The organism is Nocardia sp. NPDC003726, assembly GCF_053586955.1.
On the sequence record NZ_JBSFNF010000028.1, the window covers coordinates 21561 to 38082 of the forward strand.

The 16522-nt window shown below is 68.3% G+C and carries 7 protein-coding genes; 3 read left to right on the forward strand and 4 right to left on the reverse strand.

What is annotated here, in order from left to right; genetic code table 11:
* The first annotated feature begins 2 nt into the window (after positions 1-2).
* The gene (locus ACWDMM_RS28405) at positions 3-440 is read left to right on the forward strand and encodes a DoxX family protein (RefSeq protein ID WP_195083320.1); all 438 of its coding nucleotides are present in this window, start codon (positions 3-5) and stop codon (positions 438-440) included.
* Positions 441-572: 132 nt separating this feature from the next.
* On the opposite strand, the gene ACWDMM_RS28410 is transcribed toward ACWDMM_RS28405, so the two are convergent.
* Entirely contained in the window at positions 573-1850 is a 1278-nt protein-coding gene (locus tag ACWDMM_RS28410; protein ID WP_449940346.1) for a serine hydrolase domain-containing protein, read from the reverse strand.
* 326 nt (positions 1851-2176) lie between these two features.
* On the opposite strand from ACWDMM_RS28410, the gene ACWDMM_RS28415 reads away from it, so the two are divergent.
* On the forward strand, positions 2177-3274 hold the full coding sequence (locus ACWDMM_RS28415; protein ID WP_195083318.1) for a YihY/virulence factor BrkB family protein: 1098 nt from the start codon (positions 2177-2179) through the stop codon (positions 3272-3274).
* Between the two features lie 34 nt (positions 3275-3308).
* Here the strand turns inward: ACWDMM_RS28415 and ACWDMM_RS28420 are convergent, their stop codons facing one another.
* Positions 3309-5693 carry a SpoIIE family protein phosphatase gene (locus ACWDMM_RS28420; RefSeq protein WP_357110917.1) on the reverse strand — a complete coding sequence of 795 codons (2385 nt, stop codon included), beginning with the start codon at positions 5691-5693 and terminating at the stop codon, positions 3309-3311.
* Entirely contained in the window at positions 5693-10228 is a 4536-nt protein-coding gene (locus tag ACWDMM_RS28425) for a HAMP domain-containing protein (RefSeq protein ID WP_449940352.1), read from the reverse strand. Before ACWDMM_RS28425 ends, ACWDMM_RS28420 begins: the two co-directional genes overlap by 1 nt.
* 288 nt (positions 10229-10516) lie before the next feature.
* Between ACWDMM_RS28425 and ACWDMM_RS28430 the strand changes: the two genes are divergently transcribed.
* The gene (locus ACWDMM_RS28430; RefSeq protein ID WP_357110923.1) at positions 10517-11380 is read left to right on the forward strand and encodes a phosphotransferase family protein; all 864 of its coding nucleotides are present in this window, start codon (positions 10517-10519) and stop codon (positions 11378-11380) included.
* Between the two features lie 384 nt (positions 11381-11764).
* Here the strand turns inward: ACWDMM_RS28430 and ACWDMM_RS28435 are convergent, their stop codons facing one another.
* A complete protein-coding gene (locus tag ACWDMM_RS28435) occupies positions 11765-16360 on the reverse strand; it encodes a CHAT domain-containing protein (RefSeq protein ID WP_449940356.1) in 4596 nt (1531 codons plus the stop codon).
* Positions 16361-16522: the final 162 nt, after the last annotated feature.

Here is a 16522-nt window from a genome sequence, read left to right on the forward strand (position 1 = left end):
CAATGACCACCATCGCCGCCGCGACCACCAACGCCGCCGCCACCGTCCGCCCCGGCAAAGTCCGCAACCGTGTGCTGTGGGGACTGCAGATCGTCCTGGGCCTGTTCTTCATCGTCGCCTCGGGCTTGCCGAAGGTGCTCGACATGGTTCCCGAGGAGAACATGGCCGCGATGCGGGAAGCCGGGTTCGGCTCGCCCTGGTTCATGTACTTCGTCGGCATCTGCGAGATCGCCGGCGGTGTCGGGCTGCTGGTGCGGCGCCTGAGCGGCCCGGCCGCGGTCGGCCTGTCGGTGCTGACCCTGCTGGCCGCGGCCACCAACCTCTTCCTGACCGATATGCCTGCCTACGCGCCTTTCCCGCTGGTGCTGTCGGGGATCTTCGCCTGGATCGCCTACGAGCGCCGCGACACCCTCGCTCTGCGCTCGCTGTTCACCCGGTGACAACACGACAGGCACGACAACGATCGGCAGGCTCCGGCCCGCCGATCGTTCGGCGTTGTCCGGCAGGGGCGTTCAGGGTCGGTTCGCCCTTGCCGGGAAACACGCTCGCTCGCCCCACTCGGGGGTGTGTCGCTACCGGATCCCAGGGGTCGCCGGGTGCGGCCCGACGCAGCCGAGGACGAAGCACCCCGGTGGCCAATTCGCGAACGGAGCGGACATGGGCTTGCCCAGGCAGGACAGCGGATTGCAGCCCGGGTAGGCCATCGGGCCGACACCGAGCGCGGCGAGGGTCGCGTCCGGATTCGAGATCATCGGATCGGACAGCTGGACATCCGATTGCTGTTCGTAGGGCGCCGCGGCGGGTATGCGGGGTTCCCGGAAGGCGGCGCCGACCGCACGCAGGACATCGTGCGGGAAGCTCAACGCGCTTCCCGGGACGGTGACGCCGGTCCAGCTGACCGTGAGTCCGAGGCTCGGCACGATGTAATTGTCCTGGCGCATCATCCCGGACATCTGCATCGCATCCGGCGGCAGGCCAGGGAAGTAGTTGGCGCAGTCCGGCCCGTTCACGACGAACAGGAAGCCGTAGCACGGATTCGTCGGGGCGGGCCGTCCCGCCTGTGCGAGATAATCGGCCGAAATGATCCGGTGCTCGCCCCACTGCCCACGGTTGGTGAGCAGGAGGCCGAGCTTGGCGAAATCGTCCGGCGGCAGCAGCAGATGCGCGTAGCCGTAGGTGTTTCCGCTCCGGTCACGACCCCAGAAGTAGTCGGTCGGCGGAATGCCCAACGGATCGAACAGCTTTCGCTGAACGTACGCCTGAAAGTCCTCGCCGACCGCACGCTGGATGACGTACACCAGCAGATCGACAGCGCGCTGACTGTAGCGCCACTCGGTGCCCTGCTGTTGATCGATCGGCATCGCCAACGCCTGCGCGACCACATTCGGATCGATCTGCGCCAACCCCGTGATTCCTTCGGAGGCCACCGCCACCTGCATGCCGCTGGATTCGATGAGCAGATTGCGTACCGTGATCGCGCGATGCCGGGCATCACCGAGCTCGGGCGGCAGATACGCGCCGATCGGGTCGTCGAGCCGCAACCGCTGCTCGTCCACCGCGATCCCGGCCACCATCGAAACCACGCTCTTGGTGCTGCTCCAGAGATTCCACGGCACACCGGCGGCCCTTGCGCTGTCCGGGCCGGTCGCGATCAGGCAGTTGTTCCGGAAGATCTGCACCGTCGTGCGGGTCGAATCCGCCGCGAGCGCCACCGCCTCGCGCAGCGCCGCCGCATCGAGTCCGACATCCTCCGGCGTCGCCGTTTCGGGGACCCGGCCACTGCTGACCGCGCAATGCCTCAACCCCTCCGGCGCGGCCTGCGCGACGACCGGTGCACCAAATCCCAGCATCGCGGCGGCCAGCGTAATGACCGCCGCCGCAATGCTTCTCATACCTCGACCCACGCCGCCCTCCGCTCTCGACGAACTCCACCTGGCTCATCGCCCCCGCCGCACCCCTGGTTACCGCCTCGGGTGCCCCCACTTGTAGGGGGCGGACCTGCACCGTCACCGCGGCCGCACGCCAGCCGATTCGCTCGCATACCGCGCGGCCGAACCTGGCCCGCGGAAGCCGGGCCGAGCAGTTTCAGCGCCGCCGCTTCGGGCACCACTCGTTCGACGCCGGAGTTCCGGCATCCGGCGTGGAACCGAGATGGACGTGTGAGTGGAGCAAGCCCATGACGACAGAGCACGGTGCAGGACAGCGGCACGAGGATCGGCGAGCCGACCCGGCGGATACCCGTGACGACCGCGAGCCGACGGTCGGTCCGACCGATACCGGAGCCAGGCCGGATCTGGACCCCGACGAGCCCCACAGCCCCGCCGACCTGTCGAAACCCTCGCTGCTCGCGGTGGTCAAGCGCGCGAGCAAGCAGTTCCAGCGCGACAACCTCACCGATCTGGCCGCCGCTCTCACCTATTACGCGGTGTTGTCGATCGTGCCCGGCCTGATCGTCCTGGTCTCCCTGCTCGGCCTGCTCGGCCCGAACGCCGCCGAGGAACTCGTCGACCAGGCCCAGCGGATCGCCCCCGGTTCGAGCGCGGACTTCGTGCGCACCCTCGTCGACCAAGCGCAGGCGAACAAACAGGGCGCAGGCTGGGGCGCCATCCTAGGTTTCGCCGTCGCGCTGTGGTCCGCCTCGGGGTACGTGGCGGCCTTCATGCGCGCCTCCAACGTCATCTACGGCATCGGTGAGGGCCGGCCGATCTGGAAGACCACGCCCATCCGGCTCGGCGTCACGATCGTCGCGGTGATCCTGCTCGTTCTCAGCGCCGCCATCGTGGTGGCGAGCGGGCCGGTCGCCCAGCAGATCGGCGACCTCCTCGGCCTCGGCGCCACCACGGTGACCATCTGGAACATCGTCAAATGGCCGGTGCTGTTCGTCCTGGTGTCGGTGCTGCTGGCCATTCTGTTCTGGGCCAGCCCGAACGCCCGCCAAGGCGGCATCAAGTGGATCAGCCCCGGAGGGGTGATCGCCGTTCTCGTCTGGCTGGTCATTTCGGTCCTGTTCTCCGTCTACATCGCCAACTTCTCGTCCTACGACAAGACCTACGGCTCGCTTGCCGGGGTGGTGATCTTCCTGGTGTGGCTGTGGCTGACCAATATCGCGCTGCTGCTGGGAGCCGAGATCAACGCCGAACTCGACCACGGCAAAGCCATCGCCCAGGGGCTTCCCGAAGAAGAACAGCCCTTCGCCGTCCCGCGCGACACCCGCAAGCTCGACGAGGCGGACAAGGAAGCGATCCGAGCCGCCGAAGCCGCCCGGCGGGAATGATCGCCACGCCTTGACCGGGCGATGCCGGTGGGTGCTATTGCGGGCCCGACGCGTCCTGACCCGGCCCCACTTGAATCCCCACCACGCAGGTGTCGTCATCGGTGTCGGCATCGCTGCCGTCGAGCAGGTCGTCCAAGCGGTCGTCCAGGCTGCCGGTGAGTTGCGCCGATGCCGCGAGCAACCGATCTATGCACTCGTCCAGAAGGCGATCTCGGCGCTCGATCAGCCCGTCGGTGTAGAGGAGGAGGGTGTCGTCGGTCTCCAGTTGCAGTTCCGCTTCCTCGAAGGTGGCCTCCGCCACGGCGCCGAGGAGTATGCCTCCGAGCATGGGCAGGCTGGAGGCCCGGCCCCCGCGCACCAACACCGGCGGCAAGTGGCCCGCGCGGGCCCAGCGCAGCACCCGGGTATGCGGATCGTAGAGCCCGCAGATCGCGGTGGCGAAGATGTTGTCGGTCAGGTGGTGGGCGACCTGGTTCAGCCAGGTCAGCAGCTGGCCGGGACCCGCGCCGGTGGCGGCGAGGCCGCGCAGAGCGTTGCGGAGCACGACCATGCCGGTGGCCGCCTTGATACCGTGGCCGGTGATGTCACCGACGGACACGAGGATTTGCTTGGTGGGCAACACGATCGCGTCGTACCAGTCTCCGCCGACCGTGTAGTCCTGCTCGGCGGGTCGGTAGCGCACCGCGATGCGCAGCCCGAACGCCTCGATGGACGGCTGCGCGTCCGGCATGATCGCCTGCTGGAGCTGCCGGGCCAGCTGGCTCTGTTCGGCGGCGTGCTGCTCGGTGTGGGCCAGCCGGTCGCGCGTCGCGGACAACGCGACCTCGGTCCAGTGCTGCGCGGAGATGTCTTGATAGGCGCCGCGGATGGCGGCCAGATGCCCCGCCTCGAGGACCGGTTCGGCGACGATCCGGATGTGCCGGGTCACGCCGTCCGGGCGGATCAGGCGGAAGGCCGTCGAGGCCGGGCGGCGGAAGCGCAGCAGGGTACGCAGGAATCGCCCCACCGCGTGCGCGTCGTCGTCGTGGACGTGCGCGGGCAGCTGCGACAGCGGAATCGGGTCCGCGGTCGGCGTCAGCCCGTAGAGGGCGAACAGCTGGCTGCTCCACGTGATCTCGCCGGTGGCCGCGTTCTCCTCGAAGCCGCCGACGCGGCCCAGACGCTGGGCATGTTGCAGCAGCGCCGCCAATCGCGCCGTCTCGTCCTCCACCCGCCACACCATGAGCACCGTGTTTCCATGGCGGCTGATGCTGAGCGCGGCCGAGACGGTCAGCGGCACCTGGTCGACCAGCTCGGTCAGCATCACCCGGTCGGCGCGGTAGGTCTCGCCGGTGGCGAAGACGTGCTCGATCCGCTCGAACAATTGCCCATCGCTCGCGGCCATCGGGTACGCCTCCAGCAGCAGCGCGCCGTTGACCAGGCCGCGGGGGCGTCCGGCCGGGTCGACGAAGCAACTGTTGACGTGGTGGATGCAGAAGTCGACGAGCGCGCCGCCCTCGTCGAGGTGGGGCAGCAGCACCAGCGCCGGGTCGAAAAGGCCGTCCGCGAGCCGCACCAGGTCCGCGACGTCGGGCCGGTCCGATGCCCGCACCGCGGCCGAGTCCGACTCCAGCGTGTGCGCGCACAGCTCGGCCAGCGCGTCCAACTGCCGGTGCACCTGCGGCGGCTGCGGCGCGAGCGGCTGCGGCCAGCACACCTCCAGCACGCCGAGCAGCTTGCCCCCGGCGCCCGCCGGAATCGCCGCACGGCCGCCGTCGCGGTCGCCGATCGACGGCAGGCCGGACCCGCCCAGGTCCTGAACCCACACGGCGCTGCGCTGCACCAGCGACTGCCGGGCCGGGGTCGCCACCCCGGGCGGCACGTACCGCCATCGCTCGGCCTCCTGCGGGCTGATGCCGGCGAAACCCGCCAGGGTCAGCGACGCGTCGGCGCCCGCGGACCAGATCGCCACCGCTGTGGCGCCCAGCGGCGTCAACGCGTGCTCCAGCACCGACTCCGCCACCCGGTGGGTGTCGCCGGCCGCGAGCAACCCGCTTTCGGCGGTGCGCAACCGCACGGCCGCCGATGGCTCCTCCGGGCTGGCGGTGCGCGACAGGAATTCTCCGACGACCGCGCTGACCTCGTCCTGGGCCGCTTGGTCGACGAGCTCGGCGGCCAGCTCCAGCGGTGTGATGCCCGCTTGCTCGGCGAGGGCCTCTAGTTGCCTCGCCGCCTGCGCAGGCCCGCAGTGCAGCCGTTCCACCAGCACGCCCTTGGCCATCTCGATCAGCGCGCGCCCGTCGGCGGTGGCCTGGGCCTGCTGGATCTGCGCGCGCAACCGCTCCACGGTGGCGGCGAGCCGGTGAACGGCGGGCCCCCTCGCCGGGTGAGCGTTCGCTGTCGTGCCTGTCTCGGCGTCGGTGCTGTCGGGGTCGGTCATCAGGCACCCAGCCAGTGCTGGATGCAGGCGATCAGAGCGTCCGCGTCGACCGGTTTGGTGACATAGTCGTTGGCGCCCGAGGCGAGGCTCTTCTCGCGGTCGCCCAGCATCGCCTTGGCCGTGACGGCGATGATCGGCAGACTCTCGTACTGCGGCATCTCGCGGATCGTCGCCGTCGCGGTATAGCCGTCCATCTCGGGCATCATCACGTCCATCAGGACCAGGTCGGTCTCCGGATGAGCGAGCAGTTTGTCGATGCCCTCGCGCCCGTCCTCCGCGTGCAGGACGCTCATGCCGTGCAGTTCGAGGATGCTGCTCAGCGCGAAGAGGTTGCGGGCGTCGTCGTCGATGATCAGCACGGTGCGGCCGGCGAGCCTGCCATCCGGCCGCTGCGGCGCGGCGGCCGGTGCGTCTTCCCGGCGTACCAGCGGCAGCATGTCGCCGGGCGCCTCGGCGGTGACGTGCAGCGCGATCCGTTCGCGCAGATCGTCCAGGCTGGACAGCAGCTCGAGCGGCTGACTCGTGGTGCGGTGTTGCAGCAGGCGTTCCTGTTCGGCGTCGACCCGGCGGTTGTGGACCAGTACCGGGACGCTGCTCAACGCGGCGTCCCCGTTCATCGTCTCCAGGAACCGCAGGGCGGCGCCGTCGGGCATGTCCAGCTCGAGCACCACGCAGTGGAACGCTTCGGCGGCCATCGCCGCCGCGGCTTCTTCCACCCCGACCGCGGTGACGACCTGAACCGGCCCGCGCGGATCATTGCTGTCCGCGAGTTCGGCGACGGCGCTCTGCGCGACCAGCGACAGCAGACCTTGCGGGCGTTCCTCCACGACCAGCAGCCGGCGGTGCTGTTGGGGCGTGGCGGCGGCGGGTGCGTGCTCGGTGCTGCTGTCGTCGGCCTGGTGCTCGTCCTCCCGCTCGCGCAGCGGCGCCTCCTGGAAGTCCGGCCGGGCGACCGGGAGATACAGGGTGAACGTGCTGCCCTGGCCGGGCGCGCTCTCCGCGGTGATCGCGCCGCCGAGCAGGTAGGCGATCTCCCGGCTGATCGACAGGCCCAGACCGGTGCCGCCGTACTTGCGGCTGGTCGTGCCGTCGGCCTGCTGGAAGGCGCCGAAGATCGACTCCAGCTGGTGCTCGGCGATGCCGATACCGGTGTCGATCACCCGGAACGCGACGGCCGGGCCGTGCTGGCGCACGGCGGCGGGCAGCTGGCTCGCCTCCGCCGGTTCGATGCGCAGTTGCACCGATCCGGTCTCGGTGAACTTGACGGCATTGGACAGCAGGTTTCGCAGCACCTGCCGCAGCCGCGAGTCGTCGGTGATCAGCTCCATCGGCAGGCCGGGCGCGGTCGTGACATGGAAGCGCAGACTCTTCTGGGTGGTCATCGGCCGGAAAGTGGCCTCGACGTAGTCCAGCAGCTGACGCAACGACACGCGCTCCGGGGCGAGGTCCATCTTGCCCGCCTCCACCTTGGACAGGTCGAGGATGTCGTTGATCAGCTGAAGCAGGTCCGAACCCGCCGAATGGATGATGCCCGCGTACTCGACCTGCTTGGGGGTGAGATTGCGGCTCGGGTTCTGGGCCAGCAGCTGCGCGAGGATCAGCAGACTGTTCAGCGGGGTGCGCAGCTCGTGGCTCATGTTGGCCAGGAATTCCGACTTGTACTTCGAGGCGAGCGCGAGTTCCTGGGCGCGCGTTTCAAGTTCCTGCCTGGCCTGTTCGATCTGCAGGTTCTTGGCTTCGATGTCGCGGTTCTGCATGGCCAGCAGAGCCGCCTTGTCTTCCAGTTCGGCGTTGGAGCGCTGCAGCTCTTCCTGCTGCACCTGCAACTCCTCCGAGCGGGCTTGCAGTTCGGTGGTCAGGCGCTGCGATTCGACCAGCAGCTCGTCGGTGCGGGCGTTGGCGATGATCGTGTTGACGTTGACGCCGACCGTCTCCATCAGCTGGTCGAGGAAGTCCCGGTGGATGCGGGTGAAGCGGTGCAGGGTAGCCAGTTCGATCACACCGAGGACCTGGTCCTCCACCACGATCGGCAGCATGAGCAGGTGGGCGGGCGCGGTCTGTCCCAGCCCGGAGGAGATGGTGACGTAGTCGGCGGGCACGTCCTCCACGGCGATCGTGCGGCGGCTGCGGGCCGCCTGGCCAACGAGGGATTGGCCGAACGCGAACCGCGGCGAGCTGCTCGGCTCGTCGGGGCTGCCGTAGGAGCTGATCAGCCGCAGTTCCGGCTGCTCCTCGCTGTCGTCGGCCAGGTAGAACGCGCCGAACTGCGCGGAGACCAACGGCGCCAGCTCGTCCATGATCAACCCGGCCACCACGTGCAGGTCGCGCTGGCCCTGCATGAGACCGGAGATACGGGCCAGGTTGGTTTTCAGCCAGTCCTGATCCTGGTTGGCCATGGTGGTCTCGCGCAGCGACTCCACCATCGCGTTGATGTTGTCCTTCAGCTCCGCGACCTCGCCGGACGCCTCCACGGTGATGGAGCGGGTCAGGTCGCCCTCGGCCACGGCGCTGGTGACCGCGGCGATCGCGCGGACCTGGCGGGTCAGGTTGCCCGCCAGCTCGTTGACGTTCTCGGTCAGCCGCTTCCAGGTTCCGGAGACGCCCTCGACCTCGGCTTGGCCGCCCAGTCTGCCCTCCGACCCCACCTCGCGAGCGACGCGGGTCACCTCGGCCGCGAAGGCGGAGAGCTGATCGACCATCGTGTTGATCGTGGTCTTCAACTCCAGGATCTCGCCGCGGGCGTCCACGTCGATCTTGCGGGTCAGATCGCCCTGCGCGACCGCGGTGGTGACCTGGGCGATGTTGCGGACCTGGTTGGTCAGGTTGTTCGCCATGGAGTTGACGTTGTCGGTCAGGTCCTTCCACGTGCCCGCCACGTTCGGGACGCGGGCCTGACCGCCGAGCATGCCCTCGGTGCCGACTTCGCGGGCCACGCGGGTGACCTCGTCGGCGAACGCGGACAGCGTGTCGACCATCGTGTTGATCACACCGGCGAGCGCCGCGACTTCGCCCTTCGCCTCCACCGTGATCTTCTGGCTCAGATCACCGCGCGCGACGGCGGTGGCGACCTGGGCGATGGAACGCACCTGGCCGGTCAAGTTGGAAGCCATGACGTTGACGTTGTCGGTCAGGTCCTTCCAGGTGCCCGACACACCCCGTACGGTCGCTTGGCCGCCGAGGTTGCCCTCGGTGCCGACTTCGCGGGCCACGCGGGTGACCTCGTCGGCGAACGCGGAGAGCTGATCGACCATCGTGTTGATGGTCTCTTTGAGCTCGAGGATCTCGCCGCGGGCGTCGACCCGGATCTTCTGGCTCAGATCGCCACGGGCCACCGCGGTGGTCACCTGGGCGATCGACCGCACCTGCGCGGTGAGATTGTCGGCCATGACGTTGACCGACTCGGTGAGGTCCTTCCAGGTGCCCGAGACGCCCTTGACGTCGGCTTGGCCACCCAACCTGCCCTCGGTGCCGACCTCGCGCGAGACCCGGGTGACCTCGTCGGCGAAGGAGGAGAGCTGGTCGACCATCGTGTTGATGGTGTTCTTCAGCTCAAGGATCTCGCCGCGCGCGTCGACCCGGATCTTCTGGGACAGATCGCCCTGCGCCACGGCGGTGGCCACCTGGGCGATCGACCGCACCTGCGCGGTGAGATTGCCCGCCATGAAGTTCACCGAGTCGGTGAGGTCGCGCCACGTGCCGGAGACGCCCTTGACGTCGGCTTGACCACCGAGGATGCCTTCGGTGCCGACCTCGCGCGAGACCCGGGTGACCTCGTCGGCGAAGGAGGAGAGCTGGTCGACCATCGTGTTGATGGTGTTCTTCAGTTCCAGGATCTCGCCGCGGGCGCTCACCGTGATCTTCTGGCTCAGGTCGCCCCGCGCCACCGCGGTCGTGACCTGGGCGATATTGCGGACCTGATCGGTCAGATTGCCCGCCATGAAGTTCACCGAGGCGGTGAGGTCGCGCCAGACGCCGCCGACGCCGGGCACCTCCGCCTGACCGCCCAGCCTGCCCTCCGAGCCGACCTCCCGCGCGACGCGGGTGACCTCGTCGGCGAACGCGGACAGCTGGTCCACCATCGTGTTGACGGTGTTCTTCAGCTCCAGGATCTCGCCGCGGGCGTCCACATCGATCTTCTGGGACAAGTCGCCCCGCGCGACGGCCGTGGCGACCTGGGCGATGTCGCGCACCTGGCTGGTCAGGTTGCCCGCCATCGCGTTCACCGAGTCGGTGAGGTCCTTCCAGGTACCGGACACGCCAGGCACCTCGGCCTGACCGCCCAGCCGCCCGTCCGTCCCGACCTCGCGCGCGACCCGGGTGACCTCCGAGGTGAACAGCGACAGCTGGTCCACCATGCCGTTGAAGACCGTCGCGATCTCGCCGAGCAGCCCGTCGGCGTCGGTCGGTAGCCGAGTGCCGAAATCGCCGTCGCGCACGGCCGTCAACCCGGCCAGCAACTGGCGCAATTCGACTTGGTCCGCGGCCGTGACAGCCTGCTCCGACGCGGTGCGGACAGATGCCGCCGTCTCCGTCATGCTCATCCTCGTTCTGCCCCACCCGTATCGGACGCGACGCCGCGCACGGCGGATCGCCGACCAACGATGCTGTGCTGGCTGCTGAACACGGACGCACCGGCGGTTACATCACTGAACGTATCATCAGTCGACCTGTCGCCCGGCATTCATCGCAGGTATCGGGGACACACGGCGCTCGCAGGCCGACACCTTCGCCAACAGCGGCGAGGCGGGCGGATTCAAAGGTTCTAGAGTCGTGGCATGGCAATTCGGGACGACGGCGATCCGGTCAGAGGTGTCCGGGACGTCGTGGCCGTGCAACTGCCCGACTATCGGATCGACTCGATAGCGCTGCTCGGGGAGGGGGAGGACAACGTTGCCTATGAGGTCAATGGCGAGCTGATCGTGCGCTTCAGCAAGGAACCCGATCTCGGGAGCCGAGCCGCGCGGGTGATCAATGAAGCAGGTCTTCTGGCCGCGGTCGCGAGTGTGTCACCACTACCGGTTCCCGAGCCGTGTTTCAGCGTCGCCGAGCAGGGCTGCCTGGCGTATTTCGAACTCCCCGGCCGACCGCTGATCGACCTGCCGGCGTCACGGCGATCGGCCCATGTGAGGTCGATCGCCACGGCGCTCGGCCGGTTCCTCGCGGCTGTGCATGCCGTTCCGGTCGACCGGATGGCCGACTTCGTGGACGCCGACGACCAGCCGAAAGCAGTGTGGCTCGATGAGGCCGCACGGATCTACGAGACGATCGCCGACATGGTGCCCGAGGCGCATCGTCCGGCCGTGGCGGTCTTCCTCGACGCAACGCCCGCGGCGGATCGCTATGACTTGGTGTTCTCCCACAACGATCTGGGGATCGAACACGTTCTGGTGGAACCTGTTTCGGGGACAGTCACCGGCGTCATCGATTGGAGCGATGCCGCGATCGTCGACCCGGCCTATGACTTCGGTCTCATCTACCGCGATCTCGGCCCAGCAGCACTGGACATAGCGTTGGACAATTACCGCACCAGCGCCAACGACTTACGGGCGATCCGGGAGCGCGCAGCCTTCTACGCCCGGTGCGGCGTGTTGGAGGATCTGGCCTACGGGATCGAGCACGGGTTGCGCAGCTATCTCGACAAGAGCCTTGCGGCACTGACATGGCTGTACCCGATCCCGGCGCGCTGAACCCGCTTCTCGACCCATCGGCCTGCCCGAGTCGTGGTTCGGAGCGGATGGCCGGTGGTTGTCGGAAAACGGTGCTGAGCTCACTTTTCCGCCACATCCGTACGGTCCGCATCCGTGGTCGCATCAGGACCGGTGGGTCGGAAGCGGTGTGCTCAGCTACACCGGCCGCACGACGCCTATGCGGTCTGGGCCTTCTTCCGCGATGGGCGATGCGATCGCTGGTACATCGACTTCGAGGCGCCCTACCGTCGCGGCGAAACATGCTTCGACACAGTCGACACGGACTGGATATCGTCATCGAAGACGGCAGCCGGCGATGGAAGGACCGGGAGGAACCTGCTGGTGGCTGCCACGCTGGCAAGACTGGCGTCACGCACCTTCCCGTCAGGCTCCCGAGTGCAGGTAGGCGGCCCAGAGGGAGGGGGTGCGGGGGAGAGTGCCGCGGATGGAGCGGATCGCCTCGTGCAGGGCGACGGGGGCTTTGTCGATGGCGAGATCGTCGACGTCTCGGGCGGATGTGAGGGCGGTGTAGAAGGCTTCGGCGACCTCGACGGCGGTTTCGTCATCGATGGTCCACAGGGTGCCGATGACATGGGGGTAGCCGGCGAGCTGGAAGGCGGAGGCGAGATGCGTCGCCTCGTCGAGTAGTTCGGCATGGACGATGCGCGCGGTCTCGCATGCCGAGAGGTAGGCCAGACGGGCGTGATCGAGCTGCACAGGTGCGAGAGCGGAGACTGTGAGCGGGTCGGTGGCGTGATCGTGCAACAACAAGCGGCTGAGGGAAGGGTCGCTCGGGTCGCTGGTGCCGTGGCAGATGAAGTGGGCGATCGAGCAACTGGACAAGCTCGCGAGGACGTTCGCTTTGGTAGGAAGCGTGCGCGCCGGGTCGCTGTCGGCCTCAGGGGCGGGGTCAGGCTCGGTGAGTACGACCGAGTCGGGCAATAGCCGTTCGACTATGCGGGCTTCGTCGAGTACGTGATGGAGCCGGCCGTCCACACCGGGGGTGGTGGGCATGGCGACGATCGCGGCGCGCGTCGCACCGGCCGAGTGTTGCCGAGCGCGGCGTTCCCGGGCGTAGCGGAGGGCTGCGATGGTGGGGGTGTAGGAGGACACGACCCGATCGAGGACCGATCGACCGCCGGATGTGGGCCCGCTGGAGTGGTAGCCTGCCGCGTGCACGGGCAGGAGACCGAGTATTCCTCCTGGTGCCCACCACACTCGTGGCCAGTCGGAGCCGGCCGGTGGAATCCGGTTGTGGCCCAGAGCCTCCAGGACCGGGCTTGCGGCCGTGTCCCACAGCCATTCGAGGCTGTCGAGCAATTGTCTTTCTGCCGCCCGCCGTTCGGCTGCGATCGGGGAGTAGCGGGTGACGTCCAAAGCGCGTTGGAAGTTCACCGCCCTGCCGACGACGTCGTCCATGGTCAAGCCGGGCAGGGCGAGACCGGTGACGGCCCCTTCGGCCAGCACGAGCGCGTCGCAGCGGTATCGACTGATGTTGAAGGTGACGATCGCTCCCTGTTCGGATTGCGCGAGCAGTTCGCCGATCGAGGGCGGCAGGGCGAAGGTGCGGAATCCGTCCTGTGCGCGGATTTCCGCGAGCAGTCGGTCGAATTCAGCGACGAGCTGCCTGCGGTCGCGTACGTGCCGACCGTTCTCGCTGATCACCGCGGCGGGATCGAGGGGGATATCGAGTGTGGTCGCGGCCTTGGTCTCGTGGTCGAGTCGCGCACGCAGCCGGGTGAAGCGCTGAGCGAGATCGGGGTGTCGGACCGCGAGTTCGGTCAGATCGCCGCGGATGTTCAGGGTGCGGCCGAGTAGTATTGCGCGACCGGCTTCGAGCAAGCGCAGCGCCAGTTCGGGCCGAGCCGATGCGGCGGTGGATGGATCGTTCAGCGCGAGCGCGGCGGCGTCGGCGGCGATCCCGAAACCGTTGCCCAAGGCGTGTTGCTGGTCTATTCGGTCCAGCAGCGGCGGTACCAGCTCCGGCAGTGTCCGCACCGCACCTTCGAGCATTCGTGCCGCCAGTGCGGGGTCCGAACCCGCGGCCGAGAGCGCCGCACCATGCGCTGCTCGCACGCGAATCGAGGGTGTCGCGGTCTTTGTGTCGATCGCGCGCCGGAAGACACCGACCGCCTCGTCCCGGTCTGCTGCCGATGCGGTCCGCTCGAATCGCGCGTACAGTGCGCCACCGAGGCTGAGGAGCATGCCGCCCAGTCCGGGGCTCTCCGGCGTGGCGGCGGCTATGGCTTGCCTGCCGATATCGATGGCTTCGTCGATGTCGGCGAGATCGGCCGCCGCGGCGTTTTCGCGGAATCGGAACATCAGGGTGTTCTCGAAGGTGTGCAGCGTCTGCGCGCGGTCGGAATGATCAGCCGGGGTGGCGGCCACAGCCTGGCGCGCCGTGGCTATCGCTTCATCGAGATCCGCTGCGCCGGCCGTGCGTTCGAAGCGGGTGCGCAGAGCGAGGCCGAGGTTGGATCGGATGCGATTCTCCAGTCGCAGATCGTCCGATACCGTGCGAAGTGCGTCGCGGAGATGCTCGATGGCTTCGTCGATATCGGGCAGCGCCCCGATGCGTTTGAATCGGGCCCACAGGGCGGCGCCGAGCGCGGTCAGGATGCCGGCTCGGTCTGCGTGGTCGGCGGGTGCTTCGGCGAGCGCTCGGCGAGTGAACGCTACGGCGTTCTCCAGGTCGGGTAGCGCTCCGAACCGTTCGTACCTGGTCAGCAGGCACGATCCCAGCCCCGTGAGCCGTGCGTGCCGCTTCGGGTCGTCGGCGGGAGTCGCGGCCAAGGCTTCGGTGTGCAGGTCGATGGCTTCGTCGAGGTCGGTGGTCGCGGCGGTCCGTTCGAATCGGAGCATCACGCTGTAACCGTGATCTCCCGCCACCATCGCCCGGTCGGGGTGGTCGGCGGGAGTGCGGGCGAGAGCTTGTGCGCCGACTTCGATGGCTTCGTCCAGCAGCGCTGGTGTTCCTGTGTGTTCGTACAAGGTCCGCAGACCTTGGGCATGTGCGTACAGCATCGAGAGGTAGGCGGGATCGTCGGCGGCTGCCGTGGCGACCAGTTCACCCCGCAGTCCCACCACCCGCCGCAGGTCCTCGAGAGCGCCACTCCGGTCGAAGCGCGCGTGCAGCGCCATTTCCAGCGCGGCGACTATCGGCTCGCGGCCAGGGAGTCCGGGATCGCAGGCTGCCACGGCTTGTTCTCCGTAAGCGATCGCCGTGTCGAGATGCACGGGTTTACGGGTGCGTTCGAATCGCGCGCGCATGGTATCGGCCAAGCTGTGCAAGACCATGGGGCGATCGGGGTGCGTCGCTGAGATGAGCGGTTCCGCCTGCTCCAGCAGGTCTATGGCTTCCTCGAGGTCTTCGGGTACGGCCGTTTGCTGGTATCTGCTCCAGAGCGCGGCACCCAGCCCGGCCAGCCGTGGGCCGCGAGCCGGGTGCTCGTCCGGGGTGGCTGCCACGGCCTCGGTGTGCAGGTCGACGGCTTCGGCCAGATCCTGGGGGAATTGTGTGCGTTCGAAGCGAATGTGCAAGAAAGCGCCGAGATTGGCGAGCATGCGAGCGAGGTCGGGATGGCCGACCGGGGTCGCCGCGGCGGCCTGCCTGCCGACGTCGATGGCTTCGTCGAGGTCCGCGAGCGCTCCGGTGTGGCTGTAGCGGGTTCTGAGTGTGTTGGCGAGATTGGCTTGGAATCCGCTGCGGTCGGGATGGCCTGTAGGTGTCGCGTCCACCGCGCGGCGGCCCAGTTCCATGGCTTCGTCGAGGCTCGCCACCTGCCGGGTGGCTTTGTATCGGGTATGCAGTGCGTTCCCGAGGTTGGACAGCATGAGGCCGAGGTCGGGACTGCCTGCGGGTAACGCGGCCAGCGCCCGGCGGCCCAGCGCGATGGCCTCGTCCAGATCGGCTCGCGCGCCCGCGATTTCGAAACGCGCGTGCAGTGCGCTGCTCAGGTTGGACAAAGGATGGCTTCGGCCTGCCGGATCGGCGATGGCACGCCGTCCCAGTTCGATCGCTTCGTCCAGATCCTGTGGGTTCCCGGTGTGCTCGAATCGGGTGTGCAGTGTCATCGCGAGACCGGACAACATGTTCGGGAGATCGTCGTAGTCGGACGGGGCGGTCTCGACCGCCAGCCTCCGCAGCCGGATCGCTTCATCGAGGTCGGCAGGCCCTCCGGTGAACTCGAATCGCTGCCAGAGGGCTGTCGCCAGGTTGGCGATGATGCCGGGTCGGTACGGGTGGTGCTCGGGGGTGGCGTCGATGGCATGGCGTCCCAGCGTGATGGCTTCGTCCAAGTCGATTCCGGCGCCGGCCTCGTGGAATCGGGCTCGCAGCGCGGCCGACAGTTGAGCCAGCGCTGTGCCGCGGTCGGCTCGGTCGGCGGGAATGCCGGTGAGGGCAAGTCGCCCGACTTCGATGGCACCGCGCAGATTCTCGGCGTCGCGCGTCAGGCGGAACTGCGCCAGCAGGACGATTCCGAGGTTGCACAGGATTCCGCCCCGTGCCGAACTGTCGGACGGGGTGGCGGCCAGGATGCGCCACCACAGCCGCAGAACCGCGGTGACGAACTCGACATCGTCGGATTCCTGGGTCTGGTCGAGCAATGCGACGGCAACGAGAGCGGCTTCCTCGGCGAGCAGCGGCAACAGCTGTTGTGGCAATTGTGCGAGGTCGACGCCGGTGACGAAACACGCTGTGAACATCTCGACGGCGGTCGACAGGTCACGGTGCTCGGCTTGCTGCGGCCTGGCCTCGTAGCGGTACCAGTAGAACCAACCCGCGAGCAGCGCCGACTCCAGGTCGCCGCCGTTCACCAGCGCGACGAGCTCGCGTGCCTGTCGATCGGCCTCCGGCGCGAGGACCGCTGCGGGATCGTCGGTCAGCTCCATTCTTCGGATGCGAGCGGCGATCGCGCTCTGTAGCGCGATCCGCCGGTCGGCGAAGAGACCACCCGTGGGGTCGCTGCTTGTTTCCATCCGAACCGGTCCCCCAGATGCGCACGAACGTGTATCGGAGACGGTACGCCCTGTGCTGTTCTCGTGGATGGCGTCGGCAGCGAACTCGGTGCGGCACAGGCTCGGTCGCGTTCCTTTGTGGCACAGCGTTTCCCGTGTGACGGTCGCGGCGTGGCAGGCGGA